Annotated in this window: 30 protein-coding genes; 11 read left to right on the top strand and 19 right to left on the bottom strand. The window is 71.8% G+C overall.

The features are described from left to right. Window positions 1–186: 186 nt before the first annotated feature. From GQS52_RS04580 to GQS52_RS04550, 7 genes are all read right to left on the bottom strand, one after another. Window positions 187–1,479, bottom strand: coding sequence for a S8 family serine peptidase (locus GQS52_RS04580; protein ID WP_182311784.1), 1,293 nt, complete (start codon window positions 1,477–1,479; stop codon window positions 187–189). 78 nt (window positions 1,480–1,557) lie between these two features. Further along, window positions 1,558–3,039: a hypothetical protein gene (locus GQS52_RS04575; RefSeq protein WP_182311783.1), complete on the bottom strand. Its 1,482-nt coding sequence runs from the start codon at window positions 3,037–3,039 to the stop codon at window positions 1,558–1,560. A 38-nt stretch (window positions 3,040–3,077) separates the two neighbouring features. Further along, complete coding sequence (locus GQS52_RS04570; RefSeq protein ID WP_182311782.1) at window positions 3,078–3,398, bottom strand: hypothetical protein; 321 nt, start codon at window positions 3,396–3,398, stop codon at window positions 3,078–3,080. Continuing rightward, window positions 3,391–4,656, bottom strand: coding sequence for a type VII secretion-associated serine protease mycosin (mycP, locus tag GQS52_RS04565; RefSeq protein WP_259370575.1), 1,266 nt, complete (start codon window positions 4,654–4,656; stop codon window positions 3,391–3,393). The genes GQS52_RS04570 and mycP overlap by 8 nt, the downstream gene beginning before the upstream one ends. Window positions 4,657–4,878: 222 nt before the next feature. Next, the gene (locus tag GQS52_RS04560) at window positions 4,879–5,169 is read right to left on the bottom strand and encodes a WXG100 family type VII secretion target (RefSeq protein WP_182311780.1); all 291 of its coding nucleotides are present in this window, start codon (window positions 5,167–5,169) and stop codon (window positions 4,879–4,881) included. A 62-nt stretch (window positions 5,170–5,231) separates the two neighbouring features. Further along, window positions 5,232–5,552 carry a WXG100 family type VII secretion target gene (locus GQS52_RS04555; RefSeq protein ID WP_182311779.1) on the bottom strand — a complete coding sequence of 107 codons (321 nt, stop codon included), beginning with the start codon at window positions 5,550–5,552 and terminating at the stop codon, window positions 5,232–5,234. 685 nt (window positions 5,553–6,237) lie between these two features. Next, entirely contained in the window at window positions 6,238–6,708 is a 471-nt protein-coding gene (locus tag GQS52_RS04550; protein ID WP_182316201.1) for a DIP1984 family protein, read from the bottom strand. Between the two features lie 299 nt (window positions 6,709–7,007). On the opposite strand from GQS52_RS04550, the gene GQS52_RS04545 reads away from it, so the two are divergent. Beyond that, window positions 7,008–7,481, top strand: coding sequence for a protein-tyrosine phosphatase family protein (locus GQS52_RS04545; RefSeq protein WP_259371036.1), 474 nt, complete (start codon window positions 7,008–7,010; stop codon window positions 7,479–7,481). Between the two features lie 126 nt (window positions 7,482–7,607). On the opposite strand, the gene GQS52_RS04540 is transcribed toward GQS52_RS04545, so the two are convergent. Both GQS52_RS04540 and GQS52_RS04535 read right to left on the bottom strand, forming a co-directional pair. Further along, complete coding sequence (locus GQS52_RS04540) at window positions 7,608–8,630, bottom strand: CU044_5270 family protein (protein WP_182311777.1); 1,023 nt, start codon at window positions 8,628–8,630, stop codon at window positions 7,608–7,610. After that, window positions 8,623–9,246, bottom strand: coding sequence for an RNA polymerase sigma factor (locus tag GQS52_RS04535; protein WP_182311776.1), 624 nt, complete (start codon window positions 9,244–9,246; stop codon window positions 8,623–8,625). Before GQS52_RS04535 ends, GQS52_RS04540 begins: the two co-directional genes overlap by 8 nt. A 277-nt stretch (window positions 9,247–9,523) precedes the next feature. Here GQS52_RS04535 and GQS52_RS04530 point away from each other — a divergent pair, with 277 nt between their 5' ends. Then, window positions 9,524–10,021 (top strand): hypothetical protein, encoded by a 498-nt coding sequence (locus GQS52_RS04530; RefSeq protein WP_182311775.1) that lies wholly within the window; start codon window positions 9,524–9,526, stop codon window positions 10,019–10,021. Between the two features lie 145 nt (window positions 10,022–10,166). Here GQS52_RS04530 and GQS52_RS04525 read toward each other — a convergent pair whose 3' ends face one another. Continuing rightward, entirely contained in the window at window positions 10,167–11,252 is a 1,086-nt protein-coding gene (locus tag GQS52_RS04525; protein ID WP_182311774.1) for an AAA family ATPase, read from the bottom strand. Further along, window positions 11,249–11,908 (bottom strand): nicotinamide riboside transporter PnuC, encoded by a 660-nt coding sequence (pnuC, locus tag GQS52_RS04520; RefSeq protein WP_182311773.1) that lies wholly within the window; start codon window positions 11,906–11,908, stop codon window positions 11,249–11,251. Before pnuC ends, GQS52_RS04525 begins: the two co-directional genes overlap by 4 nt. A gap of 208 nt (window positions 11,909–12,116) precedes the next feature. Here pnuC and GQS52_RS04515 point away from each other — a divergent pair, with 208 nt between their 5' ends. Next, complete coding sequence (locus GQS52_RS04515) at window positions 12,117–13,160, top strand: endonuclease/exonuclease/phosphatase family protein (RefSeq protein WP_182311772.1); 1,044 nt, start codon at window positions 12,117–12,119, stop codon at window positions 13,158–13,160. 30 nt (window positions 13,161–13,190) lie between these two features. Here GQS52_RS04515 and GQS52_RS04510 read toward each other — a convergent pair whose 3' ends face one another. Further along, on the bottom strand, window positions 13,191–13,607 hold the full coding sequence (locus tag GQS52_RS04510; protein ID WP_182311771.1) for a hypothetical protein: 417 nt from the start codon (window positions 13,605–13,607) through the stop codon (window positions 13,191–13,193). Window positions 13,608–13,899: 292 nt separating this feature from the next. On the opposite strand from GQS52_RS04510, the gene GQS52_RS04505 reads away from it, so the two are divergent. Genes GQS52_RS04505 through GQS52_RS04495 form a run of 3 tightly spaced genes read left to right on the top strand, consistent with a single transcriptional unit; the run spans window position 13,900 to window position 15,371 of the window. Next, the gene (locus GQS52_RS04505; protein ID WP_182311770.1) at window positions 13,900–14,241 is read left to right on the top strand and encodes a metalloregulator ArsR/SmtB family transcription factor; all 342 of its coding nucleotides are present in this window, start codon (window positions 13,900–13,902) and stop codon (window positions 14,239–14,241) included. 3 nt (window positions 14,242–14,244) lie between these two features. Then, window positions 14,245–14,751, top strand: a complete 507-nt coding sequence (locus GQS52_RS04500; RefSeq protein ID WP_182311769.1) for an SRPBCC family protein — start codon at window positions 14,245–14,247, stop codon at window positions 14,749–14,751. Next, the gene (locus GQS52_RS04495; protein ID WP_182311768.1) at window positions 14,751–15,371 is read left to right on the top strand and encodes a dihydrofolate reductase family protein; all 621 of its coding nucleotides are present in this window, start codon (window positions 14,751–14,753) and stop codon (window positions 15,369–15,371) included. Before GQS52_RS04500 ends, GQS52_RS04495 begins: the two co-directional genes overlap by 1 nt. Before the next feature lie 157 nt (window positions 15,372–15,528). Here GQS52_RS04495 and GQS52_RS04490 read toward each other — a convergent pair whose 3' ends face one another. From GQS52_RS04490 to GQS52_RS04475, 4 genes are all read right to left on the bottom strand, one after another. After that, window positions 15,529–16,431 (bottom strand): TIGR03619 family F420-dependent LLM class oxidoreductase, encoded by a 903-nt coding sequence (locus GQS52_RS04490; RefSeq protein ID WP_182311767.1) that lies wholly within the window; start codon window positions 16,429–16,431, stop codon window positions 15,529–15,531. Window positions 16,432–16,633: 202 nt separating this feature from the next. Then, window positions 16,634–17,587, bottom strand: coding sequence for a 2-dehydropantoate 2-reductase (locus tag GQS52_RS04485; protein WP_182311766.1), 954 nt, complete (start codon window positions 17,585–17,587; stop codon window positions 16,634–16,636). 235 nt (window positions 17,588–17,822) lie between these two features. Next, the gene (locus GQS52_RS04480; RefSeq protein WP_182311765.1) at window positions 17,823–18,746 is read right to left on the bottom strand and encodes a phosphorothioated DNA-binding restriction endonuclease; all 924 of its coding nucleotides are present in this window, start codon (window positions 18,744–18,746) and stop codon (window positions 17,823–17,825) included. Between the two features lie 107 nt (window positions 18,747–18,853). After that, complete coding sequence (locus GQS52_RS04475) at window positions 18,854–19,294, bottom strand: ATP-binding protein (RefSeq protein WP_182311764.1); 441 nt, start codon at window positions 19,292–19,294, stop codon at window positions 18,854–18,856. Between the two features lie 177 nt (window positions 19,295–19,471). Between GQS52_RS04475 and GQS52_RS04470 the strand changes: the two genes are divergently transcribed. From GQS52_RS04470 to GQS52_RS04460, 3 genes are all read left to right on the top strand, one after another. Then, a complete protein-coding gene (locus GQS52_RS04470; protein ID WP_259370574.1) occupies window positions 19,472–20,290 on the top strand; it encodes a helix-turn-helix transcriptional regulator in 819 nt (272 codons plus the stop codon). Then, the gene (locus GQS52_RS04465) at window positions 20,287–20,499 is read left to right on the top strand and encodes a DUF397 domain-containing protein (RefSeq protein WP_182311762.1); all 213 of its coding nucleotides are present in this window, start codon (window positions 20,287–20,289) and stop codon (window positions 20,497–20,499) included. The genes GQS52_RS04470 and GQS52_RS04465 overlap by 4 nt, the downstream gene beginning before the upstream one ends. Window positions 20,500–20,628: 129 nt before the next feature. After that, a complete protein-coding gene (locus GQS52_RS04460) occupies window positions 20,629–21,036 on the top strand; it encodes a hypothetical protein (RefSeq protein ID WP_182311761.1) in 408 nt (135 codons plus the stop codon). A 148-nt stretch (window positions 21,037–21,184) separates the two neighbouring features. Here GQS52_RS04460 and GQS52_RS04455 read toward each other — a convergent pair whose 3' ends face one another. After that, the gene (locus GQS52_RS04455) at window positions 21,185–22,483 is read right to left on the bottom strand and encodes an MATE family efflux transporter (RefSeq protein ID WP_182316200.1); all 1,299 of its coding nucleotides are present in this window, start codon (window positions 22,481–22,483) and stop codon (window positions 21,185–21,187) included. 313 nt (window positions 22,484–22,796) lie between these two features. Between GQS52_RS04455 and GQS52_RS04450 the strand changes: the two genes are divergently transcribed. Beyond that, window positions 22,797–23,342 carry a PadR family transcriptional regulator gene (locus tag GQS52_RS04450; protein ID WP_182311760.1) on the top strand — a complete coding sequence of 182 codons (546 nt, stop codon included), beginning with the start codon at window positions 22,797–22,799 and terminating at the stop codon, window positions 23,340–23,342. 88 nt (window positions 23,343–23,430) lie between these two features. Here the strand turns inward: GQS52_RS04450 and GQS52_RS04445 are convergent, their stop codons facing one another. Continuing rightward, the gene (locus GQS52_RS04445; RefSeq protein ID WP_259370573.1) at window positions 23,431–24,339 is read right to left on the bottom strand and encodes an NAD(P)-binding domain-containing protein; all 909 of its coding nucleotides are present in this window, start codon (window positions 24,337–24,339) and stop codon (window positions 23,431–23,433) included. A gap of 84 nt (window positions 24,340–24,423) precedes the next feature. Between GQS52_RS04445 and GQS52_RS04440 the strand changes: the two genes are divergently transcribed. Further along, window positions 24,424–24,795 carry a helix-turn-helix domain-containing protein gene (locus GQS52_RS04440; RefSeq protein WP_182311758.1) on the top strand — a complete coding sequence of 124 codons (372 nt, stop codon included), beginning with the start codon at window positions 24,424–24,426 and terminating at the stop codon, window positions 24,793–24,795. A 61-nt stretch (window positions 24,796–24,856) separates the two neighbouring features. On the opposite strand, the gene GQS52_RS04435 is transcribed toward GQS52_RS04440, so the two are convergent. Continuing rightward, window positions 24,857–26,344, bottom strand: a complete 1,488-nt coding sequence (locus GQS52_RS04435; RefSeq protein ID WP_182311757.1) for an MFS transporter — start codon at window positions 26,342–26,344, stop codon at window positions 24,857–24,859. Window positions 26,345–26,371: the final 27 nt, after the last annotated feature.

Raw genomic sequence — 26,371 nt, 5'->3', positions numbered from 1 at the left:
GGTGCGCCGCCGCTCGCCGCTCCCGGAAGGGGCGCGGCGGGCGGCCCGCACCTCCGGCTCAGCGCTGAAGGACCTCAACGCCCGAAGCAGGCTTTCGCAACCGGGACGAAGTCCTACAGGAACGGGCCCGCGCGGAAGACAACCACGCGGACCCGTAACGCTCTGTTTCTTCCCGTTCCGCCGCTTCTACGGCCTCCAGGGGCCGGACGGCTGGTCCCGGTCTGTCCCCTGTTGCCGAGGCGGGAACCCGCTGAGACCTCCGGGCGGCATCTGCTGACCGTACGGCGACCGTTGGCCCTCTCCCCAGTTGGCCTCCACCGCGGCACTCCTCCTCTTGCGGCGGGAAGCCTTGACGGTCGCGAACACCACCAATCCGATGACCAACAGCAGGAAGAGTGGAGCAGCAACGAAGACCAGGAGTCGCTTCAAAATGTTGTTGGAGCCTGCCCCCGAATCAGAGCCACTGTCACCCCCGGATCCGGAGCCCGGAGAAGGTGACTGCAGTGACTCCGGCACCTTCAATGGCCCGTACTTCGAACCTTTCGGAATATCCTCTGTCAATGCAGCCAACGGCCGGATGTAGCCGTACCCGTACTTCTCGTCGGGAAGCGAGATTCCCTTCGCCGAATCCGGAAGCCCGGCAGTCTTCACCAGTCGGTTCACAACCTGCCCTGCCGTGAGATCAGGATACTTGGATCGAATCAGTCCGGCGGCGGCAGAAGTATACGCTGAAGAATCGGAAGTACCGTCTCCTTTTCGATACGGTGTGGAACTCCCAGCAGTGACGACTTCGACTCCCGGGGCGGTCAGGAGGACTTCGGGTCCGTGGTTTGAGTTGCCCCAAATCTCGCCGTCCTTCCCGGTCGCTCCGACGGTCAAGGTTCCCGGATACCCGCCGGGATATCCGATGGATGAGCCTCCTTCGTTTCCGCTGGCTGTAACAATCAGTACATCATTTTCAAGTGCATACTCAACTGCTTCTTTTTCTTCATTGTCACTCGCGGAGCTGCCCAGTGAAATATTGATCACCGTGGCTCCCTGGTCCACGGCATACCGAATGGGATCGGCAAGGCTGTCCTGGAGTGAGTATCTGATCGGCAGAATCTTTGCTTCAGGCGCCAGTCCCTTCATGCCCTGGCTTCCTTCAGGTCCATGGCCGTGAGCGGCAATGATCGACGCCATCGCAGTGCCGTGGTTTTCGCCGCTTGAGGGGTTCACGTCTCCGCCGTCAATGAAATCCTTACCTTCCAGAAGGTTCTCTTTGAGGTCGGGGTGATCTGTTTCGAACCCGTCATCGATAACGGCAATGGTTACCCCTTTGCCTTCAGAAATCTCCCAGACGGAATCTGCATCAAAAAATTCCAAGGGCCATTGCGCATCTCTGACTTGATCCGCCGAAGCAGCTCCCGCGGGAACAAGGGTCAGTGCACTTGCCAAACTTGCCACTGTTGCCACGTGCAGTACTTGCTTAATCCTCATACTTTTCACCTTTCAGGCAGAAGGGGGGTGCGGCACATCAGCCACACCCCCCACCCTTCAAGCCGTCTCGGCCTTTAATTAATCGACCACACGGGGAGCCACGTTCCGCGGCGTCGCCCAGGTCTCCTCGTCCTCCACGAGGTAGTCCGGGCGTTCTCCCTCCCGCCGGCTTTCCTCTCTTTCCCTGTCGCTGCGTCCGCGAGGTACGCCTGCGCCCATCGGACCACCGGGGCGGCCGCCACCTCCCGCCGCCTGCGCGGCTCCTCGGCTCCGGTGAAGGCTGGAACCACCGGCCGTTCCCCTGCCGGCCCCACCGGCTCCCGGGGTGCCGCCGACGACTCCGCCCTTCTGGCGGGCCAGGGCTCCTGCACGGCCGGATGCTGCGCCGCTTCTTCCTCCAGCAGTCGCACCAGCAGCACCGGGCATGCCAGGACGCCCGGCTCCGGCTGCGCCACCGCGGCCGGCGGCTCCACCGCCGGCTGCCGCACCCTGGCCGGCCGTGCCGCCGACTCCAGCGGTGCCACGGCCACCGACGCCACCGACACCGCGGGCCCCGCCCACAATGCCCGCAGCTCCGCCACCGGCGATCCCCCCGCCGGAAATTCCGCCCGCTCCAGAGCCTCCTGCGCCCCCGGTGGCAACGCCGCCGACAGAGCCTCCTCCGGTTCCTCCGGAGATGCCGTCGATCACGGTCCCCACCTGAGGCTTGGTTCCAGGAGCAGGCTTCTGCGCGCCGCCGATGACTGCCGAATCACGAGGAGGAGCAACCGGCTTCGACGGACTGATGCTTCCTGCTCCCGGATTGACTCTTCCCCCGCCCCCTGTCGACGGCTTGGGTCGGGAGACTGCTGGAGAGACAGGAACAACGGCCGCGACCGGTGGAGTTCCGCCGGGATCTCCGGGGAACTCCTGGTCGTCGCTCTTCTTCGTTTTCCACGAGCCCATTGCCTTGGCCTGGGAGTTGTAGGCGGCTCCCAGTTGCTCCATGACGATGGCGGCCTCGAGCTGGCGTTCCTTGCCGGCGGAGAGGCTTCCGTGGTGCTTGTTCAGTGCCTCTTCAGTGCTGACGTTGCCCTTGATGTCGGCGTCGAGGGCCTTGTCGCCGCTGCGGTCGCCGAGGTCGCCGAGGTAGTCGCCGGCCCTGTCCAGGGTGTCGGGCATCTCCATGTTGTCGATGACCGGCTTGTAGGCGGCGAGTGCTTTCGCGGCGCCCTGCATCGCCACTGAGGTGTTCTCGGCGTACTTCGCGCTGTCGGTGATCTTCTTGCTGATCTTCTTGGCGTGGGCCCTGAAGGCGTCCGCGGCCGCGCCCTCCCAGTGCTTGAGGACGGCTTCGACCGCGGCGTCGAAGGTCTCCTTGACACCGCCGCCGCCGACCAGCTTGGTCTCGATGTCCTTCCACGCCTTGGAGACCCGCTCGACCTCGCCGGGCTTGGCGTTGGCCACCATCTTCTTCATGGCGGGCAGCGTCTCGTTGGCGAACTTCGTCTCGTGGCTCTCCGGGTAGCCCGAGGCCGCACCCGGTTCGTGGTACTCGTACTCGGTCCGTTTCTCACCCACGGCCCACAACCCCCTTCTGTCCTGTCCGGCGGAAAACGTCAGCTCTGCTTCTGCGAGAGCGCGGCCTGGATCTCGTAGTCGCTCTCCTCGTACGCGCTCTTGGTGCTGACCGTCTTCTGGCCGAACTTGTCCATGACGTCGTCGAGGTGGTCGATGATCGCCTCGATCTGGTCCTTCATCGACACGTGGGCCGTCTCCAGGTTCCTCGCCTCGGCGAAGCCGGTGCCCAGGGCGCCGGGGGGAAGGTACGTCTCGGACTTGGCCTTGCCCTTGGTGTCCTGCACCTCCTTGAGAACGCCGTTCAGTTTCTTGACGACGCTGTCGAGCTCACTCAGGTCGACACGGTACTGATCAGCCATGCCTGCTCTCCCCGTTGGTTCGTGTGCGGTTCTTGTGCCGCCAGTCGCGCAGCACGACGGATCCGCCGACGAGGAGGGCGACGGCGGCCAGGCCGCCGCCCACGGCGTAGACGGCCAGGCGTTCGGTGCGCTCCTGGGGGCTTTCGCCCAGGACGACGGCGGCGGGCTGGATGTCGGCGCCGGCGCCGGGGGCGGGGGCGGGTTTCTCCACCGGTTCCGGGCCGGGTTCGGTGTCGTCCTGGGTGAGGGCGGCGACCGGGTCGACCACGCCCCAGCCGACATAGTCGTCCCGGCCGGCCTGCGGGCGCTCGGCGGTCTGCAGGATCTGGGTGGTGACCTGCTGGTAGGTCCACTCCGGGTGCTTGGCCCGGATCAGGGCCGCCACCCCCGCCACGTAGGGGGCGGAGAAGCTGGTGCCGTTGTCCAGGCAGTGCCCGCCCTTGGGCACCGTGGAGAGCATGTCCACACCCGGTGCGGCCACGTCGACGAAGGAACCGAACTGGGAGAACGGGGCCCGCTCGTTGTTGCGGTCCGAGGCGGCCACCGCCAGCACCCCCTCGTAGGACGCCGGATAGGTCCGCTTGGCCTTGCGGCTGGCCCCGTCGTTGCCGGCCGAGGCGACCACCAGCACGTCCCGGGCCTGCGCCCGGCGCACGGCCTGGGCCAGCACCGAGTCGTCGCTCAGGCTCTCGGAGGAGTCCTGGGAGATGTTGATCACCTGGGCCCCGGCCGCCACCGCGTGGTCGATCGCCTTCACCATCGAGGTGACCGTCCCGCTGCCCTGGTTGTCGTTCTGCCGGATCGCGATGATCGTGGCACCGGGCGCGATCCCGACGAACCCCGTCGCCGCGGACGGCCGCGCGGCGATGATGCCCGCCACCTTCGTCCCGTGCCCCACCGGATCGGTGGTCTCGTCCCCCTCGCCCTTGATCAGGTCCGCACCGCCCCGCCGGTCCAGCGCCTGGGCCAACTGCGGATGGTCGTCGTCCACCCCGGTGTCGATCACCGCTACCTTCACCCCGCGCCCGGTGGTCCGCTGCCACATCTGGTCCAGCAGGATCCGCTGCAACGACCAGGGCGTCCCCTCCACCGGCTTGGACCCGAACGTGCACTGGGTGTTGTCGATCCGCACCCCACCACCCCCGCCGTCCTCGGCCAGCACTGTCCCCGCCCCGGCCGCGGCGGCCGGCCCGGCGGCGGCGAGCAGGCCGGCAGCGGCCAGCCCGGCCGCCACCGCACGCCCGGCGGTGTACCTCACGACGCGCGGTCCCACAGGATTCGCTCCTCCCCCACGGAGTGGGCGTTGTGCCAGAAAACGCCCCGGACCCACCGCCCGGGACGTGATGTGTGATGCGTATGTGTGGTACGTGGTGGAGTGCGGCGGCGGCCTGCGCCGGTGGGACGGGGCCGGAACGGCCGACGAGGGCGGGTGCACGCACCCGCCCTCCTCATCGCACCGGAACTGCTCGGACCGGCCGGTTCAGCCCCACATCGCCTTGTTGCGCGACTCGGTGGCCTGGTAGCTCTGCGCGGCCTGGTCGAGCGCCTTGGCGATCTGCTCCAGGGTCTGCTGCATCGACAGCGCCCGCTTGTCCCACTCGGCCTGCTTGGCCCGGTAGCTCTCCTGCGCGGAGCCCTCCCAGGTCGTGGCGATCTTCTTGACGCCGGCCTCGAGGTCGTCGAGCTGGTTCTTGATGCTGCTCGCCGTCTGCCGCACGTCGTTGGCGGCAGTGGAGATCGTGGAGAAATTGACGAGGATCTGCCCGGACATGATGTCTCCTCAGAAATCTGCGCTGGATGGACCCGGACGCACGCAACCGCGTGCGCGGCGGATCACCCGAACGGCGACGCCGCCGCGATGTTGTTGATCGCCGACTGCTGCTCGGCCTCGGACGCCGCGTAGTTCTTCGTCGTGGCGTCGATCGTTTCCTTGATGTCCAGCAGGATGTCGTTGATCTTGTTCGCGTCCTGGTTGACCTGGTTCTGAAGGTTGTTGTAGGCGGTGGCCGCCGAACCCTTCCAGCCCCCGGTGATCGTGTCGATCACCGTCTGCAGGCGCTTGATCTGACCCTGGATCGAGGAGTTGACCGACTGGATCCGGTTGCTGAAAGCAACCATCTCCTCCTCGGTCATCGTGAACTGCTGTCCGGCCATGCTCGCTTGTCCCCCATGAGACGTAGAAAACTTGGCTCCGCCCGCCCGGATCGCTCCGGGCGCCCGGTCGGCACCACCTGCCGATGCCGCTCCTTACTCTAGCCACACCCACCCGCACCCCCAACAGGAGAGCGGCAGCTGTGACGCACCGATGACATTCCCATGAGAGCCCCCAACTGCCCCCCGCGGCAAGTGATTTGACCGGTGCTCCCGGATGCCTCGGAGCGGGTGGGGATGCGCTCCCGGCGGCTTCGGGGCTGCCGGTACCACTCCTTCCCGTCGGGACGCAGCGCCCTGGTGACGAAGTCCTCGAGACGGGGAGAGCCCGGACCCTGCTGTCGTTCTCGTGGTCCCGCACGAAGACCTCGTCCTTCAGCCTTCGGAGGGGAACAGGGGAAGTCGGGGAGTGCTTCGGCAGAGCGTCGCGGCCGAGCGTGCGCAGGGGCGGAACCCGCGCTTGGACGACGGGGTGCCCCGAGCCCACCCTCGCCGTCGCGGATCTGCACGTGGTGATGTGCTGTGTGCTGTGCACGGTCACCTGTGCGCTGTGCTGAGCTGCATTGTTTTCGGGGAATCGAACCCCTGCGCTGCTCTCCACGCGCCAGGTGTGGGCCGGATGAACCGCCGGCCCGCGGTGTGTGCACGCCTCCGCGACGACTACCTGCTCCCGTCGTCCTTGCCCTGCTCAGTCCAGGAGGTCGACCTCCCAGTTCGTGCGCTGGATCCGCATGTCGAGCTCGCGGATCTCGCGGGCGAGCACGTCCGCCTGCGCCCGCAGCTCCGCGACGGGCAGCGCGGGAAGTATCACGAGTTCCGAGCGCAGCTGCCGGCCGTACTCGCGCTGGTCGTTGCCGGCCGCGGCGTCAGCGGCCGCGGTGACCACCGCGTGGCGCAGCCGCAGCACGTCCCTGCGCGCGAGCGCGTCGGTGACGGTGCCGTCCGGCCCCATGACGGCCGCGGAGTTGGTCCTGTTGATACGGCGGATCAGTGTCTCCAGACGGTCCAGCGCCTCACCGGCCTCGGTCAGGAGCTGTGCCGCGTCCTCGGGGGGCGTCTCGCCCTCCTGGAACCGGGCGTTGCCCACGATGCGGGAACGCAGCTGTTCCACGCGCCGCGTCGTGTCAGCGCGTTCGGCCAGGGCCTCGGCGAGCTTCACCGTCCATACCTCCACCTGTACATGATCGGCACAAGCATCCGGGAATGACCGTTCCGCCCGCAAGGGAATTGATCATCCGTACGATCGCGCGTGGTGCAGGGGGAGGGACTGCCGGGCATCTGCCCGGGGGTCGGGCGGCACGGGCCGCGGGTTTCTCCGCCGGAGGAGCCCGCCAGATGAGCCCCTCCGAGAAGCCCCTCCGAGAAGCCCGCCCGAGGAGCCCGCCCGGGGACGCCCGGGGACGCCCGGCATGTGTACTGCGACGGAACCGGGGACGGCCAGCACCCGGCGGGGCGATGATGGTCGTCGGTGTTCCGACGACTGACGGGCATGGTGTGGCCGGACTCTGGGATCCCACTGGCACGGGTGTCCTGCGCCTTCCTTCCGGGCGCCTGGTCCGGGGACGCGGGCTCCGCCGGCCGCTGCCCGAAGGGCCGGTGCCGGCCTTCGCCGTCCACCTGCTCGGCAAGCGGCCTCCCGAAGTCCCCTGGGAGGCGAGATGGCTGCGCTGGCCGGACTTCCGGCTGCCGAGCAGCCACGAGGAGGCCCGGGCCGTCCTCGGCGAGGTGTGGGCACGCGCCGCCGACGAACGCGTCGAGGTCGCCTGCGGCGGCGGCCGGGGCCGCACCGGCACGGCCCTGGCCTGCCTGGCCGTCCTCGACGGGGTGCCGCCGGAGCGGGCCGTGGACTTCGTGCGCCGCAACTACGACCGCCGTGCCGTCGAAACCCTGTGGCAGAAGCGCTACGTCCTCCGTTTCGCCGACGGCCGCTGACGCCAGGGGCGGCCAGGACCGCTCTCCGGTCCTGGCCGCCGCCGGGTCTCCTGCCGCCGCTTCCCGGCCGTGGCCGTCTCCCGGCCGGGGGCTGCCGCCTCACGGCCGGGGACCGCCGCTTCCCGGCTACGGCCGCTGCTTGGCCCTGTCGACGACGGCCCAGCTGTCGAGGTAGGAGAACTGGGTGTACGTCTTCATGTTCCTGCCGTCGCCCGAGGTGCGCTCGTCACGGGAGCCGAGGAACCGGTACGTCTCCGGGTCGAAGACGAAGTGGCCGCCGAAGCCCGTGGCGCCCTCCGGGAGCGTCGGGTCGTCGTACGTGACGGCCACTCCGGTACGGCCCTTGGCGTCCTTCTGATTCGGCACGACCTTCACCCCGGGCACCATGCCGAGAGCCTCGTACGCCGCCGGGCGCAGCCCCTCCGGCGTCACCGGGACCAGCTTGAGCAGCCCGGCGAGGCTGAAGTGGATCCTCCACCACTCCTCCTCGGTGATCTCGTCGAGCGAGTCGTTCCTGTCGTCGGGGCCGCTCTTGTCCAGGAGCGAGAGGATCAGCTTCTCGGGGTCGGTCGGGAGCTTCTCCAGCGTGCCCCAGTCCTGCGGCGGCCACATGCTCTCGTTCTCCTTGAGCGGCGGTGACCACCAGCCCTTGCCGATCTCCATGACCCAGGAGGGTTGCGAGCCGTCCACCGAGTGCCAGTTCTCGTCGACGTAGCTCTTCGTGACGCCGGTCTCCCGGTCGGTCTCCTTGATGATCTCCTTGGTGTAGATGAACTGGTCGTCCCGCGGGGTGACCGTCTGCTCGTGCGTCCGCTCGTACGCGGCCGCGCCGTTGAGCACGGTCTGCGCGGTCACGCTCCGCAGGGCGGGGGAGCCGGTGGCCGGCGGTGTCGCCGTCCGCCCCCCGCCGTCGCCGTCGCCGTCCGGTACGGCGACCAGGACGCCGGCGGCGACCGCGGCGGCGACCGCGCCGGTCAGGGCGATGCGCAGGACGGGGCGGCGGCGACGCACTACGACCGGGGCGGGGCCGTTCGCCGCGGTCATCGCGGCGAGCAGCCGTGCCCGGACGCGTCGCCGGGTCTCGTCGTCGAGCGGAGGAGCCCCCGCGTCGTAGTCCCTCAGTTCTCGCAGTTCGTCGATGTCACGCATGGGCGTCTGCCTCTCGGAAAGCTGTCGGATCGGATCCGCCCAGTGCTTCGCGCAATCTGCTGCGAGCCCGGTGCAGCCGGGATCTGACGGTGCCGACGGGCACCCCGAGGGCCCGGGCCGCCTCCTCGTAGTCGAGGCCGGCCCAGGCCACCAGCAGTACGACATCGCGGTGCCGGGCCGACAGCCCGGCCAGCGCGGCCGCCAGTTCCCGGCGCACCCCCGTGGCGCCGGCCCTGGCGACCGCGCGGTCGGCGACCGGCTCCTCGTGCTCCACCGGCTCCGGGACCTTTGCGAGCGCCTTGAAGCGGCGCGCCTCGGCCCTGCGGTGCCGGCCCACGAGGTTGGTCGCGATACCGAACAGCCACGGACGGGCGTCGGCACGCGCGAGGTCGTACGTGTGGCGTCGTTGGAAGGCGGTCGTGAACGTCTCCGCCGTCAGATCCTCCGCCGCCTCGGGACCGAGCCGCCGCGCCGCGTAACGGTGCACGGCTTCGGCGTACCGGTCGAAGAGAGCGGCGAACAGCTCGGGCTCGTCCCGGGACCGCGCGATCACGCGGGCGTCGCTGTCCTCGCGATCCTCCTCGCGGGTGCGGACGCCCGAGGGCTCGACGGTCATCGGGGCTCCTTTCGTTCGTCTGAACGCCTCGAAGGCTTGGGCTTGTTCGGGTTGTTCACCTGTCCTTCGCCGGTCGGCGTCATCGAGTTCCGTCCCTGCCCGGAAGGCGGCTCCCGGGGGTTGCGGTTGCGGGAGGAGTCACGGGTGCTGAGCCGTTCCGTGCCCCGCTGACCCGAGCAGCCCTCCGCGTGACGGGCCGGCCGTCGTGCATACGATGGGCCCCGGGGAGCCGCAGTGCACTTTTCGGACGCGGCCCGGGAGAGAAAGCAGGACAGCCTTGCCGGTCCATGACACGGCGCGATTCCACGTGGCCTCCGGCCCGGAGTCCCTGTTCGCCCGGGTCCGGCAGGTGATGGACGAGCCACGGGAGCTCAAGGTGCACGCCCCGCACCTGCGCAGGCGGGCGGCCGAGCGCGGCGCACCCCTGGAGCGCCTCGACCGGTTCGACCCCGGCGCGTGGGAACTCGTCATGGCCGAGGTGCGCCGCGACACCGGCCGGTTCGTGTCCACGACCTGGCGGGTCGTGGTCGGCGGCGGCCACTGGTGGGTCGTCGTAGGCCTGCACGACACGATCGTGACCGTGATCGACGTCGAGGAGTGGCGCCGGGGGTTCGGCGACCGGATCGTGCGGGACGGAGAGCTCTTCGAACGCGTCGGGCGGCTCAACGCCGGACTCGTCGCGGCCGCCGCCCCGGCCCGCGGCCCGGCCGCCGCGGTCGGCGGGGACTGCGGGATCGCCGCGGTGCCGGGCGGCGGCGTGCCGGGGAAGCCCTGACCGGACCGGGCCGCCGAGGGTGCCGTCCCCGGGTGCGGCCGTTCCGGGGTGCGGCCGTTCCGGGGTGCGGCCGTTCCGGGGTGCGGCCGTTCCGGGGTGCGGCCGTTCCGGGGTGCGGCCGTTCCGGGGTGCGGCCGTTCCGGGGTCAGCCGCGTTCCGGGAGTGGGTCGGCGAAGTGCCGGCCGCGGGCGAGGAGGGCGTCGACGGCGGCCACGGCGGTGCGCAGCCGTTCCTCGTGGGGGCCGGTGAGCAGCACGTGGGGCAGGCCCCGGCGGGTCAGTTCGGTCCGGAAGCGGCCGGTCATCCAGGGGCGCAGGTGTTCGCCGTCGCGCAGGCCGTCGTCCTCGAAGGGCACGCCGGTGTGGTCGGTGAGCAGCCACAGGTGCTGCCGGCCGCGTGCGGCGACGGCCTCCACGCGGGGGCTGCGGCTGCCGGTGTAGCGCTCGTGCCAGACGGTGGTGGCCAGGGCGTCGGTGTCGCAGAACAGGACGGGCGACCCTGCCCGCGCGGCGGCGTCCTCGTCGGCGAGCTGCCGTTCTGCGATCAGCTCGAACTCGTACGACTCCCAGGTGACGTCGTCGAACGGTGCGCCGGGGCGGTCCGCCTGCAGCCGCGCGTACTTCTCCTCGCTGTACCGGCGCCCGTACTCGGGCACCCAGCGGGTGTCCTTCCACACGCCGCCGCGGGCGCGGTAGTGCCGGGCCAGGGCGCGGGCCATGGTGGTGGTGCCGGTGGACTCGGCGCCGACCACGACCACCCGGTGGGCCAGGGCCGCCCGCACGGGTGCGGACAGGTGGCCCCAGCAGGCGACGGGGTCCTTGCGCACGGCGGTCCCGGACACCGGGTGCGCCGCGCGGGCGGGGTCCACGGTGACGGCTGTCGCGCCGAAGCGGCGGCCGAGTTCCGCGCCGTACGCCTCGGAGGTGAAGACGGCGTCGACGGGGTCGGGCACGGCGGCGCGGAAGACCGCCGTGTGGGCGTCCCAGATGTCGGGGTCGGAGTAGTCGACGGGCACGTCGTCGACCGTGCCGACGACGTCGATGCCCGGTTCGGGGTGGACCTCCCGCATCCAGGCCACCCGGTCCGCGAGGGGTATCGACTCCACGCTCGAGGCGCACACCAGCACGGTGAGCCGGCGGCAGCGCGCGGCCGCAGTGCGGACCAGGTGGTGGTGGCCCGCGTGCGGCGGGTAGAACTTGCCGAGCACCAGCCCGTGGCCGAACTCGCTCATGCGGCGGCCTCCGCGGGTGCCGCCGCCTTCTCCGTACGGGCCGTCGGCTCGCGCCGCCAGTCGCGCAGTCCGATTATGCACAGCACCATGAAGCCGACGTAGAGCAGCGAGGTGAGGTACAGGCCCTTGTGGGCGTAGAGGGGGATGTAGACGACGTCGGCGGCGATCCACAGGTACCAGGACTCGACCTTCTTCCGGCACTGGCCCCAGGTCGCGGCCAGTGACAGCGCGGTGGTCAGGGCGTCCCAGAAGGGCACGGTGGAGTCGGTCGCCCGGTCCAGCAGCACGGTCAGCAGCGCGGTGGCGGCCAGGGCGGCCGGTGCCAGGACCCACCAGGCGCGGGCGCTCGTGCGGCTGACGGGCAGTCGGCCGGTGTCCGGGCCGCCGGCGGCCCAGGACCACCAGCCGTACACGGCCAGGGCGATGTAGACCACCTGCAGGCCGGCGTCCGCGTACAGCCCGGCGCCGGTGAACAGGAGGATGAAGAAGAGGTTGTTGGCGATGCCGATCGGCCAGTTGGCGATGTGCTGGCGGGCGACGAGCCACACGCACAGGGCGCCGCTGCCGAAGCCGAGGACCTCCGTCCAGCTGACGGGGGTGTCCAGCACCGTGACGAGGGGTTGTTGGAGAGGGGCGAGCAGGTCCGCGACGTCCACGCGGCGACCTCCTTAAATGTCAGAATGACGATAAAGGGGGTGGCGCGGCGTGGCAAGGGAATTGAGGCAGCCGGACGCGGCAGCGCCGACAGGACGGCGACGCGTCCCGGCCTCCGGAGTCGGAGCCGGACCCGGACCCGGACCCGGCCTGCGGACCCGGACCCGTGCACGGGCTCCCGGGTTCCGCCGGGTTCCGCCGGATGTTTGCATGTGCGGTGTGGACACCGGTCGGACAGTCGACGAGAAGCCCGCCCCGAAGAGGCCCCGCACTCGTACCCGCACCCGCACCCGCGGGAAGGTCCTGGCGGTGGCCGCCGTGCTGACGGCCCTGTTGACGGCCTTTCCCGGGCTGGTGCCCGACACGGCCGGCAATCCCGGCAGCCTGCTGGAGACCTTCCGGCCTTGGACCGGCTCGGCGGTTCCCGTCCTGCTCCTCCTCGCGCTGCTGCGCCGCTCGCGCCTCGCGGCAGCCGCAACGCTGCTGCCTGTGGCGGTCTGGCTCGGCCTCTTCGGCCCCGCCCTCCTGGCCGGGGCCGGGGACGGCGACCGGAACGGCGGGGAAGGACGGGGCGACGGCCGCCCCGGCGCACTGACCGTCGTCCAGCACAACGCGAGCGACGAGAACCCCGACCCGGCGGGCACCGCCCGCGCCCTGGCGGAGGCCGGGCCGGACCTGATCGCCCTGCAGGAACTCCTCCCCGGGGCCCTGCCCGCCTATCGCCGTGCCCTGGCGGCTGACTACCCGCACCACGCGGTCGTGGGCACCGTCGGACTGTGGTCGAAGCACCCGCTGTCCGGCACCCGCCCGGTCGACATCAGGCCGGAGGGCCTCGGCGCCGACTGGAACCGCGGTATGCGCACCGTCGCACGGACACCGCACGGCCCGGTCGCGGTGTACGTCGCCCACCTGCCCTCGGTGCGGATCACCCCCGCCGACGGCTTCGCCTCCGACCGGCGCGACGAGAGCGCCGCCGCCCTCGGCCGCGCGGTCGCCGCGGAGGAACTGGACCGGGTGGTCCTCCTGGGCGACCTCAATGGCGTCGCGGGCGACCGTGCCCTGGCCCCGCTGACCTCGCGGCTGCGCCCGGCCCACGAAGCGGCGGGCCGGGGTTTCGGCCTCACCTTCCCCGCTGCTTTCCCCGTCGTCCGTATCGACCAAATCATGGTCCGCGGCCTCACTCCTGTCCGGGCCTGGACGCTGCCCGCCACCGGAAGCGACCACCTCCCCGTCGCGGCCCGCCTCGCCCCGTGAACGGGGTAGCCCCGGCGGGGGCGGTCCCGGTCAGGCGCACCCGGCCGGCTCGTCACCCGGCACGAAGGTGATCGGGGGCTGTCCGGCCGTCTGGAAGACGACGGTGCCGTCCGACGACAGCTGCATGTAGCCGGGGGTGTAGTCGTAGCTCCAGTCGACCCGGCCCCCTGCGACGTCGGAGTCGATGTCGGTGTGGATCGTGCTCACCTTCCACCACCGGTCGGCGAACCGGACGGTCCCTATCCCGCAGTGGGTGTACATGTCGTAGCGGTACCACTGCCCGGTCTTCGGGTGCTTCGGCCCCGTGCGCGGGTTGTCCGGGTCGGGGTCCCCGGGGGCGGACAGGGAGGGGGAGTCCGAGGAGCCGTTCGGCAGGACGGAGCACCCGGCGAGCAGCAGGGCGGCGAGGAGGGGGAGGGCGACTGCCGGGGAACGGCGCGTTCTCATGACTGGGCCTTTCGTGCGCGGTGCGACGGGGACGGCGGTGGGACGCGCACACGGCTCCGACGGTTCCGTACCGGCCTCGCGTCGGCCTCGCGTCGGTCCCGCGTCGGTCCCGTCGGCGTGCCGTTGACGGGCGGCGAACCAGGTGACGAGTAACCCGCCAGTGGCTTTCGGGCCGAAGGTGTCCTGCTCGCTCGGTTCCCGCAGCCGCTGACAAGCGTCGCGATCTTCGTCCCACATGACCGGCCGATGCCTTCCGGCTTGACGCATTCCCATATCGGAATATGATCGCCGCATGGCACGAGCAGCGACGACGTCGGACGTCTTCAACGCGATCGCCGAGCCGCAGCGCCGGGAGATCCTGGTGCTGCTGCGGGCGGGTGAGCGGTCGGTGACCGAGCTGGCCCAGGAGTTGGGGATGACCCAGCCGGGGGCGTCCAAACACCTGCGGGTGCTCCGGGAGGTCGGGCTGGTGCGCGACCGCAAGGCAGGCAAGCAGCGCCTGTACGGCCTTGACGCCGGCGGGCTGCGGCCCGTCCACGAGTGGGCGGGCGGTTTCGAGCAGTTCTGGAACGAGAGCTTCGACCGACTGGACGCCTACGTGCAGGACCTGAAGCAGACAAGGAAAGCGGAGTAGCCGATGAGCACGACGGAACAAGGAACACCGGCGCAGTCGGCGACGGCCGACCGCGAGATCGTCATCTCCCGGATCATCGACGCCCCGCGGGAGCTGGTGTTCGAGGCGTTCACCGACGTCCGGCACCTGTCGCGGTGGTGGGGACCGGAAGGGTTCACCACCTCCACGCGGGCGTTCGAGTTCCGCGTCGGCGGAGAGTGGGACTTCGTGCTGCACGGACCGGACGGGACGGACTACCAGGAGTGGATCACCTGGACCGAGATCGCCCCGCCGGAACGGATCGCGATGCTCCACGGTGAGACCCGCGACGACCCGAACGCCTTCGAGTCGGTCCTGACGTTCGAGCCCGACGGCACGGCGACCCGGATCGGGATGCACACGGTGTTCCCCACCAAGGAGCAGCGCGACGAGGCGGTCGAGAAGTACCACGCGATCGAGAGCGGCCGGCAGACCCTGGGCAACCTGGCCGCCTACGTCACCGAGATCGCCTCGAAGGGAGCTGAGGACTGATGGCCGGAAAGGTGTTCTTCAGCGTGTCGATGTCGCTGGACGGTTTCATCGCGCCCGATTCCCCCGGGGACTTGATGGGGCAGCAGTGGATGGAGCTCCAGCAGTGGATCTTCCCGCAGCGGTTCTTCCGGGAGAACCTGAAGCTCGGCGAGGGCGGCGAGGAAGGGCGCGACAACGACATCGCGAGGGAGACGTTCGAGCGCACCGGCGCGAGCGTGATGGGCAAGCGCATGTTCGACGCCGGCGAGCAGATGTGGCCGGAGGAGGCGCCGTTCCACACGCCGGTCTTCGTCGTGACGCACACCGAGCGTGACCCCTGGGAGCGGCCGGGCGGGACCACGTTCCACTTCGTCAACGACGGCATCGAGTCCGCCCTCGACCGGGCCCGCGAGGCCGCCGGCGATCGCGACGTCCGCATCGCGGGCGGCGGCGCAACGATCCTGGAGTACGTGAACGCCGGCCTGGTCGACGAGTTCTCGATCGCGCTCTCACCCGTGCTGTTCGGCTCCGGAATCCGCCTGTTCGAGGGAGTGGACGCCGGCCGCGTGGCCCTGGAGCAGATCCGGGCGGAGCCCTCCCCGAGGGTGACGCATGTGACCTACGCCGTCCGGGAGCGGTAACTGTCCCGAACCCGGCGCTTCTCCCTCCGAGGTCGGCTGCCCGCGGACGACGACGAAGACGTGGAGTCGGTGCCCTCCGGCATCAAGACCCACCCGGGCAACGTCAGCCTCACCCCACTGCCGGACGAGATCTCCGCACTCGGGCAGGTCCGCGCCGTCAGCCCCGGCCGACGGACTCCAGGACGCGGCCGCACAGCTCCAGGCACTGGTCGACGTCGTCAGTCATGTACATGGGGTCGACGAAGGCGTGCTCGACACCGGCCTTGTCGCGGGCCCGCCGCAGGACACCGGCGATGTCCTCCACCGTGGTGCCGGACGAGGTGTTGACGCGCAGCACCACGTCCAGCGCCTGCGGGTCGCGCCCCGCGAGGCGGGCCTGCTCGCGGATCCGCGCCATCGGTCCGGTGACCGCCGCCTCGGGGTCGAACTTCCCGCCCGCCGCGGCGATCGGCAGCCAGCCGTCCGCCCGCCGGGCGATCCGCTCCACCGCGCGGGGCGCGAAACCCGCCAGGTAGAGCGGGGGGCGCGGGGCGCGGGCCGGCTTGAGACGGACGTGGGCGGCGGGGATCTCCCAGTGCGCACCGCGGTGTTCCACGGGGTCGGTGGTCCACCAGGCGTCGAGGACGTCGAGGCATTCGTCGAGGCGGGCGCCGCGCTCGTCCATCGGCACGCCCGCGGCCCGGTACTCCTCGGGCGACCAGCCGGTGCCCAGGCCGACCAGGAGCCGGCCACCGCCGATCCGGTCGATGGTGGTCAACTGCCGGGCGAACAGCGCCGGCGGGTACCAGGGGGCGTTGAGGACGCTGCTGCCCAGCAGGGCCCGGTCGGTGACCGCGGCGGCCGCGGCGAGCAGGGCGAGGGGGTCGAGGACGGTGCGGAACTCCTCGGGGACGGTGTCCGTGCCGGCGTACCCGACGCTGGGGTCGACGGCGGCGAACAGGCGGTCGGCGACCCACAGGCTGCCGGCGCCGAGCGCCTCGGCCTCCCGCGCGAAGCGGGTGACGTGCCCGGCCTGCAGGGCCTGTGCGCCGAACTGCGGCAGTGCGAAACCGATGCGCATCGCATGTCCTCGTCTCTTCTCGTCGCGCTCTGCGCGCAGGGCCCCGGAGCTCCCGGAGTTCCCGGAGTTCCGGGTGCTCCGGGGTTCCCGCGCGGTCAAGAGGACAACGAGGCGCACCGGTCCCGTGTCACGCGGCCGGTCCCGTGACCGGTCCCGGCGGCCCGCCCCGGCGACCGGGCGGGGCGACGGTGCCCGCGTCGGCTCAGCCCGCCTGCCCGGAGCCCTCTGCGACATGCTGGAGATCTGCCACCAGACGGGCCGTGATCGGCACTTGGAGGCCGTGCCGCTCGGCGGCCCGCAGCAGGGCGCCTCCGATCGCGTCGAGTTCCAGCGGGCGCCCCGCCTCCGCGTCGCGCAGCATGGACGACTTGGTGGCGGCCGGGAACGCCTCGTAGCGGGCCAGGATCGGAGCGGTGTCTCCCGGTCCGCCGCAGGCCCGGCTCACCGCGGCGACCTCCTCGACCATGGCCTCCAGTTCCTCCCGGCGCCCGGTCCGGATGCTGCCGATGGGCGCCCGGTGGTGGGTGGTGAGCAGCGCGAAGGGGGCCAGGAGGGTCAGCTTGGCCCACAGGACGGCGTTCTCGTCCGGCATGACGCGGGTGTTCGCCCCGGCGGCCGTGAGCATTGCGGCGAGCGGTTCGAGGCGTTCCTGCGGTCCGGCCAGGTCGATCTCGGTGAACGGGGTGCCGTGTTCGATCACGCCGGGGGCCGTGCGGGTGGACTCGGCGCGGATCACGGCCGGTGCCACCTGCCGGTCGCCGTAGCGTGCGCGCAGGAGGGCCGGGTGCTCGACGCCGTTGAGCAGGGGCACGAGCAGCCCGTCTGCGACGTGCCGGGGCGGGACGCGGTCGAGCGCCGCGTCCAGCGAGGTGTGCTTCACCGCCACCAGGCACAGGCCGACGGGCTCGCGCAGCGCTGTGTCCGCCTCGACCTCGGCGGTGAAGGAGCCGTGCCGGCCGCTGTCCAGGTGGACGCCCTTTCGGCGCAGGACGTCCGCGGTCTCCTCGCCCGCGATGCAGATGACGCGGTGTCCGGCGCGGGAGAGCAGCGCGGCGAGCAGGCCGCCGATCCCTCCGGGGCCGAGCACGGCCACGGTCCGGGCGGACGACGGGACGGGAGCGGCGGAGGTGCTGGTACGCGGTTCGTCGGAGTGCACGGTCGGGGATCCTCTCGGTTCGCGGGCCGGCACCTGTCCTTCTCGCCGCGGTCGGGTTCGGCCCCGGCGGGAGGACCGGGTTGCCGTCCTTGGTCCGGAGCGATCATCGGGGGCCTCGCAGGGCGAGTCAATCCTGCCTTTTTACTCCGCGGCCCCGGCGATCCCGGAGGGAGAGGCCGCGCTCCGGCGCCCGCACCCACGCTCGCGGGCACGGACGGCCCACGGCCGTCCGGCGCTACGCGGCCAGGACCTGCCCGTCCTTGAAGACCTGCCGGCCGTGCCAGGCGACGAAGGCGGGGGCGGGCGAAGGGCCGCCGTCCCGGGGCGCGGCCAGCGGGCGGCCATCGAGGTCCGTCACGGCCCGGCCCGCCGTGCTGCGCGCGGTGTAGTGGCGGGAGACGCGCACGCGAAGGTCGTCGGTGAGGCCGAGGGCGCCGAGGTCGAACAGGGCGTGGTGCAGTTCGCACAGTGCCAGTGCGTTGCCGAGCTCGTCCGGGCCGTTCTGGCTGTGCCAGCGCACGTGGGCGGCCTCCAGCCCGACGGACCGGCCGCCCAGCGCGCCGTCGTAGCCGCACATCGCGCACGCCCGTCCGTACGCGTCCAGCACCTGCTCGGAGAAGCCGGCCCGGCGCGGGCGGCGCCGCACCGTCGTCCGCACGTACCCGGTCTCCTCCAGCACCGCCGGGTCCAGGCGGGCGTCGGCGAGTATCAGGGGCTCCAGGGCGGGGGTGAAGTGCAGGTCGACGAGGAGGCGGGTCGCGGCGGCCAGCGTTCCCGGATCGGCCAGCAGCCGTTCGACGTCCGGGGCCAGGCGGCCCGTCGCGCCCTGCTCGCGCAGTCGCGGGCCGCTCTCGGCGACGGTGTGCGCGACCGGCCGGCCGTGCGCGTCGCGCAGCTCCCACAGCTCGCGCTCCAGGTGGACGAACGGCATGGCGGCCCGCCGTCGCGCGTCGGACGCGTTCTTCACCGGCGGCCCGTACGCGTTGATCATCCGGCTGACGGGCCCCTCGGCCTCGCCGTAGGCGACCTCGCTGCTGCCGGTGGCCGCGAACCGGCCCAGCAGCCACAGCAGCAGGAGGGGCTTGTGCGGAGCCCGCACTTCCCCGATCCGGGCGCGGCGCAGGTTGGCCAGGGCGTGCAGCAGTTCGTCGCGCGTCACCCGCCCACCCTGGCACACCCCGCCCGCGCGGGGGAGGGAAAACCCTTCGGGGGAACCGCACTTCACGGCCCGGCTCACCACGGCCCGGCTCGCCGCGGCCCGGCGCTTCACGGCGGCGGTGCGTCGTACTCGGCCCACACGGTCTTCCCGGCCGGGCCGTGCGGGGTGACGCCCCATCGGGCGGCGACCGAGTCGACCAGCAGCAGCCCGCGCCCGGACTCCGCTTCGCCGTCGTCGCACCGGGTGAGCCACGGCAGTACGCCGCCGAGGGCGTCGGAGACCTCGACACGGACGGTGCAGGGCGCGGGGCCCGCCGTGACGCGCAGGCGGAAGCCACCGTCGGCCGCCTCCCCGGACGCGCTGCCGTGGCGCACGGCGTTGGCCGCGAGTTCGCTGACGATCAGCGCCACGGCGGTGGAGGTGTCGCTCTTCGGCGGGTGCCCGCAACCGGTCAGGTGGAACACCGCCCGACGGCGGGCGAGGTGCGCCCCGTAGTCGGTCGCGGGGAACCGGCGGCACAACACGGAAGAGGTAATTTCGGTTTTCACGCCCCCGACTTTTGCGTTCCGCGCATAGCCTGACCAGCGGAAACACCCTCACGGTGAGGGACTGTGAGCAGTCGTCGGCCACCGTGCAGGCCGGCGGAGGCCGATGCGGCCCGATGGGGCAGAAACGGAAACAGGGGGCAGGTAATGCGTAAGGCGGGGGAGACGGACGCCCGGGGCGTGCAGGACGGGGAGGACGGTTCCGCTTCGGAGGTGTTGCGCTATTTCGGCCGTCAACTGGCGCTGTTCCGTACAAAGGCGGGACTGACGCAGACGGAACTGGGTCGGATGACCGGGTACTCGGAGTCGTCGGTGGCGGCGTTCGAGCACGCCCGGCGCATCCCGCAGCCGGACTTCGTGGACCGCGTGGACGACCTGCTGCGCGCCGAAGGCGTCCTCCGGGCCGGGAAGGAGTTCCTTGAACTGGCCCGCTACCCGCCGCACTTCCGGAACTTCGCGAGGCTGGAGGCCGACGCGGTCAGCCTCTATTCGTACGAGAACCAGACGTTCCCCGGCCTGCTGCAGACCGAGGAGTACGCAAGAGCACTGTTCCGGGTCCGCGTCCCTCCACTGGGGGACGAGGCGATCGAGCGGTTCGTGGCGGCCCGGATCGAACGGCGGGAGGTCTTGACGCGCGAACCGCTGGTGTTGCTGAACTTCGTGATCGAGGAGTCGGTGCTCCGTCGTCCCTTGGGCGGAACAGCGGTTCTCAAGGGGCAGTTGGAGCGGCTGGTCGAGTGCGCCGAACTCCGCAACGTCAAGATCCAGGTCATGCCGACCCGGCGTGAGGAGCACGCGGGTATGGCCGGCCCCCTGGTCCTGATCGAGACGGGAGAGCACCGCAGCCTGGCCTATGTGGAGGGGCAGGGGCAGAGCACCTTGATTTCGAAGCCGGAATCGGTGAGCGTCTTGAGCCGGAGGTATGGCATTCTGCGCTCTCAGGCGCTCACTCCGTGGGAGTCTGTGGCCCTGGTCAAGCGGTTGGTGGGGGAGCTGTGAACTCCGGATTCGCCTGGTTCAAGAGCAGTTACAGCGACAACGAGGGCGGCAACTGCGTCGAGGTGGCGGCTGCTCCGGGCGCCGTGCACGTGCGGGACTCCAAGGACCGGGGTGGCCCGTCGCTTACCTTCGCGCCCGACGCCTGGGCGGCGTTCACCGCCTTCGTGGCGGACCGGCAGGGCCCCGCCGACGTTCCGGTCGACTCGTAGAGCCTGTCCCGGCCCCGGTGGCCCCGGCCTCCCGATCTCGGCCCGGGGCGCCCTCGGCCGCGCCCGCACTTCCGGCGGTGCGGGGTTCCGCCCGTGCCGAACGCACCCGATCGCATCCGGGAGTTACCGGTGTCCCGCACCGTTCACCACGTCCGACGGCACGGTTTCCTGGCCGGCTGGTACGAGGCGCGTCCCCACCTCGGCCGCTGCGCGCCCTACGTCCTCGCCGACCTGCGGTACTCGGCGGCCGAACTGCGTGCGGCGGAGGCCGAGGGGCGGCGCCCGCGCCCGGCCCGGCTGACGCACCGCAGGCGGCTCACGGGCCTGGCCGTGTATCTGATGCGCTGCGGCTGCGTCTCCGGGGACGCCGCCGTGCAGGAGGGCCGGGCCCGCCGCGGCGTCCGTGACGACCTTGCCGCGATCCGAGCGCGGTACGGAGCGGGCGCGGCGGCCACGGACGGGCCGTGGTGGGAGACCGACCTCGGCATCGACGTCCCGCCGACCCGCCATCGCCACTCTGCCCTGTACTCCCTGTGATTCGCCCGGGCGCGTCCGGAGCCGGTCCGGCGTTCGTCCTGCGGGCGCGCCGCAGGCCGGTGGGAGCGGGCCGGCCGGCTCCTGCCGGAACACCGGCAGGAGCCGTCGGGCGCCTGCGGTTCCGGGGGAGGGGCAGCCGGGACCGCACTCAGCGTGCCGCGCCGGCCCCGAGGCGGCGGAACAGGGCTGCGACGGCGGCCCACTGCAGGGCGGCGCTCAGTGCCATCGCCAGGCAGACGCCCGGCAGGCCGAGCCCCGACAGGCCATGGGCCAGGGCCAGTTGGGCCACCGTCCCCAGCGCGGTCACGCGCAGGAGCAGTGAGCCCTCCCCGCTGCCCTCGAACACCCCGCCCAGGGGGATGAAGCAGCCGAGCAGGACCAGGTACGGGCCGATGCACTGCAGGAAGAGGGCGCCGGCGGCGGCCGCGTCCGGTTCCGCGCCGAACAGCCGCATCGCCCACGGCGCGGTGGGGAGCAGGAGCACCGAGGCGAGCACCGCGACCGCGCCTCCGGTCAGCACGGCCTGCCGGCCGATCGCGGAGCGTTCGTCGTGGCCGGCCCCGAGCAGGTGGGCGGTGTGGATCGCGGTGGCCTGGCGCACCGCGTAGAAGGCCATCGTGACCACGTACATCGCCTTGGTCGCGATGCCGTACGCGGCGACCGGCGTCACGCCGAGCCGGGCGACGACCGCGACCAGGGCGAGGGAGCCGGCCATCCGGACCAGGAAGTCGCCGGACAGGGGCAGCCCGACGGCGGCGGTGCGGCGCAGCGCGGCCGTGACGGGCACGGTGCCCGGCGCCCGGGCCGCCTCGCGCACCGGCCCGTTGCCGCGGAGCACCGCGAATCCGACGGCGAGTGCCGCGGACCGTCCGGCCACGGTGGCCAGGGCCGCACCCCGGACCCCGAGTTCCGGCATCCCGAGCAGCCCGTGGATCAGCAGCGGGTCCAGGGCGAGGTTCAGGCCGTTGGCGAGGAGCGCGAGACGCATGGGAGTGCGGGTGTCGCCCGTGCCCTTGAGGATTCCGTTGAGGACGGTCTGGGCGTACAGGAACGTGATGCCCGGCAGGGAGACCGCGAGGAACCCGGCGGTGGACTCCACCGCCGCGCCCCCGTCGGCACCGCCCAGGAGGAGACGGGCGAGCGGTTCGCGGACGCACCAGCCGCCGACCGCGACGACCGGGGTGACCAGTGCGAACAGCGCCCAGCCGCCGCGGACGGCCGCGCGCACCCCGCCGGGGCTGCCCGCCCCGGCGGCCCGCGCCACCAGGACGGTGGTGCCGGACGAAGCCATGAGGACCACGCCCAGCAGCACGTTCTCGACATTGGTGGCGACGGTCACCGCGGCGACCGCGGCCCCGCCCAGGCGGGCCACCCACAGCATGTCGACGATCCCGGTGACCACCCCGGCGAGCAGTTCGAGGTAGACGGGCCCGGCGAGGGCCGCGATCCGGCGCCGGTGGGCCCTCGGCCGGGTCTTCGGACATCCTCCTGCCTCCGACGCCTCCGACGCCTCCGACGCCTCCGACGCCTCCGACGCCTCCGACGCCTCCGACGCCTCCGACGGCGGTACCGGCCGTAATTTCGAGCCTGGTCCCGGGCGTGGTCCCGGCCGCGGTCCGGGCGGTGCCCCCTCGGACCCGGCAGCCGTCGTTCCGCCCACGCCTTCCCCCTTCGCGAACCAATACCTCGTTTAGAGGTACCTCGATCAGAGGTAGCATAGAGTCGGCCCAGCGGGCAAGGGCAGGACGGAGGGCCGGACGGTGCTGGAGCTGGCGATCCTGGGATTCCTGCACGACGAGCCCCTGCACGGCTACGAGTTGAAGGAGCGCATCACGGCCCTGAGCGGGCACGTGCGCCCCGTCAGTGACGGCGCGCTGTACCCGGCCATCACCCGCCTGGTCAAAACGGGCCTGCTGGAGCAGCACACCGAGCCCGGGGCGGGTGCCGCGCCCCGCCGCATCCTGTCGTTGACCCCGGCCGGGCGGGCCGCGCTGCTGGGCCGGCTGCGCGACCCGAAGCCGGTCGAGATCACCGACAGCACCCGGTTCTTCACGCTCCTGGCGTTCCTGCGGCACCTGTACGACCCGGTGGCCCAGGCAGCCGTGCTCCGCCGTCGGCTGGACTTCCTGGAAGCCCCTGCGAGCTTCTTCTACGACAAGGGCAGGCCGGTGCGGGCGAAGGACACCGAGGACCTGTTCCGCCGGGGCATGCTCCGGGTCGCACGCGCGACGAGCCGCGCGGAGCGCGAGTGGCTCGCCGAGGCGCTCGCCGAGCTTGCCGACCGGGCCGGGACCGCCGGTCCGTGACGGGCCGTAACGGCAGTCCGGAGGCGAACTCCTCGGTACGTCCTCGGTACGGGCCGGCCGGGAGCGTGTTCACCGGTCCTGTGTCCGGTCAGCGCGGTCCCCGGATGCTGTCGATGATGCGGGTCCAGTTGTCGCCGCCGTGTCCGTTCTCGATCGCGCGCCGGTAGTGGGCCTGCACGGCCAGCGGGAGTGCGAGGTCGAGGCCGAGCGACGTGCTGGTCTCCACGATGTGGTCGGACGTCGCGCCCATCATGGTGACCGTGCTGAGGTCGCCGGGATGCTCTCCGGCATCGAGCGCGGTGCCGGGGATCTCCTCACCGGCCCTCAGGATGTCGCCGAGCGAGTCGGCGGAGGAGAGCAGCTCCGGCAGCGCCTCCCTCGCCTTCAGGCCTGCGGTCTCCAGCATCGCGGTGGCGTGCATCAGCCCGGACAAGGTGGTGAGGAACAGTGCGAGTTGGGCTTGGTACATCATCTGGGCGAGCCCCGGGTCCTCACCCAGGTACTTGGGTGCCCCGAGAAGTTTCAACGTCGTCAGGTGGCTGCGCATCGCCTCGTCGGGGCCGCTGTAGTAGACGTGGGCCGCCTCCGTGCCGACCATCGGCGCGGGGACCATGACACCTCCGGTGAGGAAGGTCGCGCCGTGGCCCGCCGCCCAGGCCGCCGCCTCGCGTGAGCGGTCCGGAGTGTCGGAGCTCAGGTTGGCCAGCGTCCGGCCGGCGAGCGATTCGGCGGCGCTGCCGAGGATGTCGTACATCGCCCGGTAGTCGGTGAGGCTGAGGATCACGAGGTCACTCGCTTCGACCGCTTCGCCAGGTGTGGCCGCGAGCGTCGCTCCGTCGGCGACGACGCCGTTGGTCCGGCCGACGGTGCGGTTCCATACGGTGACCGGGTGGCCGGCGGCGAGGAGGATGCGTGTCATCGCCCGGCCCATCGGGCCGAGCCCGATCACGGTGACAGGGCTGTTCTGGCTGCTGGTGTGGTTCTGCTGTTCGTTCACCCCTCCATGCTCGGAGAGCGTCACCATTCCCGGAAGTACCTACTATTTTCTGCGGTACTCACCTTTCGGTAAGGGGGATCAGTGATGGCCGGGGCGCCGAGACGCGGGCCTTACATCTGCGGCATCGACGCCGCGCTCGACGTGGTGAGCGGCAAGTGGAAGGGGCTGATCCTCTGGGAACTCGACGCCCATCGCGTGCGTCGCTTCGCCGAACTCCGCCGCGGTCTGCCGGGAGTGAGCGAGAAGATGCTGACGCAGCACCTGCGCGAGATGGAGCAGGACGGTCTCGTGCACCGGGAGGTCTACGCCGAGGTGCCGCCGCGGGTGGAGTACTCCCTGACGGAGCACGGGCGTACGCTCAATCAGGCGCTGGGGCCGCTCGGTCTCTGGGGGGCCGAGCGGATGCGTCGCGAGGGCTTCGAGGCCGTCGACGTGGCCGGGCCCGCGGGTCCGTGACGGACCGCGCCCGGCAGTCCGCCCCGCGGTCCGCGCCCGGTGCGACACGACTGAGGGCAGGTCATGCCTCCCGAGGTGTTCCCGGTGCCGCTCCCGGGTCGGTCGCCGGGTGCTCCGGGCGGCCGCGGGCGTCGGAGTCGAGGAGATAGCGGCGCTGGGCGAGCACGGACAGGACCATCAGCGCGGCCGGCAGCACGGTGAAGCCGAGCAGGACCGCGGTGTGCGCGCCCGCGGTCTGGGCGACCTGCTCGCCGGCGCGGGTGGCGGCGAAGCCGCCGGCGGCCAGTGCCGCGGAGTACAGGTACGGCCCGGCGGCCGACCCCACGGCCTCCGTCGCGGTCCACACCCCGGTGTAGGCGCCGGCGCGGTCCACCTCGCCCGCGCCGGCCGCGCGCACGGTGTCGGGGACCATCGAGAACGGGAACAGCTGAAGCCCGGCGAACGACACCCCCAGCACCAGCGTCGCGAGGACGACCACGGCCAGGCCGGTCCTCGCCCCCGCCAGCATGCCCAGGGAACCGAGGACGAAGGCCCACTGCGCGGCCAGCAGGCAGCGCTGCTTGCCCAGGGTCCGCGAGATCCTGAACCACACGGGCGTGGCGACCAGGGCGGGGGCGACGAAGGACCCGACGAGGACCGTGGTGAGGCCGGGCCGGCCGAGCGCGTACTCCGCGAAGTAGGGCAGTCCCGCCAGGACCAGGTGCGTGGTGGTCGACACCAGCAGGTAGGAGCCGGCCAGCACCCGGAACGACCGGTTCGCCCGCAGCACGCTCCACGCCTGTGCGAGCGCCGCGCGCGCGGGCGGCACTGCGCCGGCCGCCGCCCCGTCTTCCGCCGCCCTGCCTTCCGCCGCCCTGCCTTCCGCGGCCCCGCCCGGGGCCGTTCCGGCGCGCGCCAGACTGCGGACACCGCCGACCCCCACGGCCTGGAAGACCAGCATGAACGCCCCCAGGCACAGCGCCATGACGACGTATCCGGAAACCCCTGAGCCGTCCCCCACCAGCAGCGGGGCGAGGGCGCCGCCGACCAGGATGCCCAGGGTCAGCACCACCATGCGGAACGACATGATCCGGGTACGCTCGTCGTACCCCACGTCGACATCGGTGGGGGTGGCCAGGTACGGCACCTGGTAGGCCGCGAACAGCGTGTTGCCCACGACGAACCACACCGCCACCCACCCGGCCGCCAGGTACGGGTCCGCCGCGGCGGACCCGGGGACGGCGAAGGTCGCCGTGAACGCGACCGCCAGCAGGCACCCGGCGGCCAGCACCCGCACGCGGTTGCCGTTGCGGGCCCGGTCGCGGTCGGAGACGGATCCGACGAACGGGTGCAGCACCACGTCGACGACCTTCGGCACCAGGAGCGCCAGGCCCGCCAGCCACGGCGGGACCCCGAGGGTGTCGGTGAGGAAGTAGAGCAGCAGCAGCCCCGGGACCGTGACGTAGATGCCCATGCCGGCCGAGCCGAGGGCGTACTGCACCAGGCCCGCCCGGGGAACGGCGGCGGTCGGCCGTGCGGTGCCGCGGTTCGGGCGGGGGAGCGCGCTCATAAATCCACTCACTGCTTGATTGCGGGG

Origin of the sequence: Streptomyces sp. SCUT-3, assembly GCF_014083985.1 — a bacterium.
Lineage (GTDB): Bacteria > Actinomycetota > Actinomycetes > Streptomycetales > Streptomycetaceae > Streptomyces_H > Streptomyces_H thermolineatus.
The sequence above is the reverse complement of the archived record's forward strand: the minus strand, read 5'-3'. Positions and strand labels throughout refer to the sequence as shown.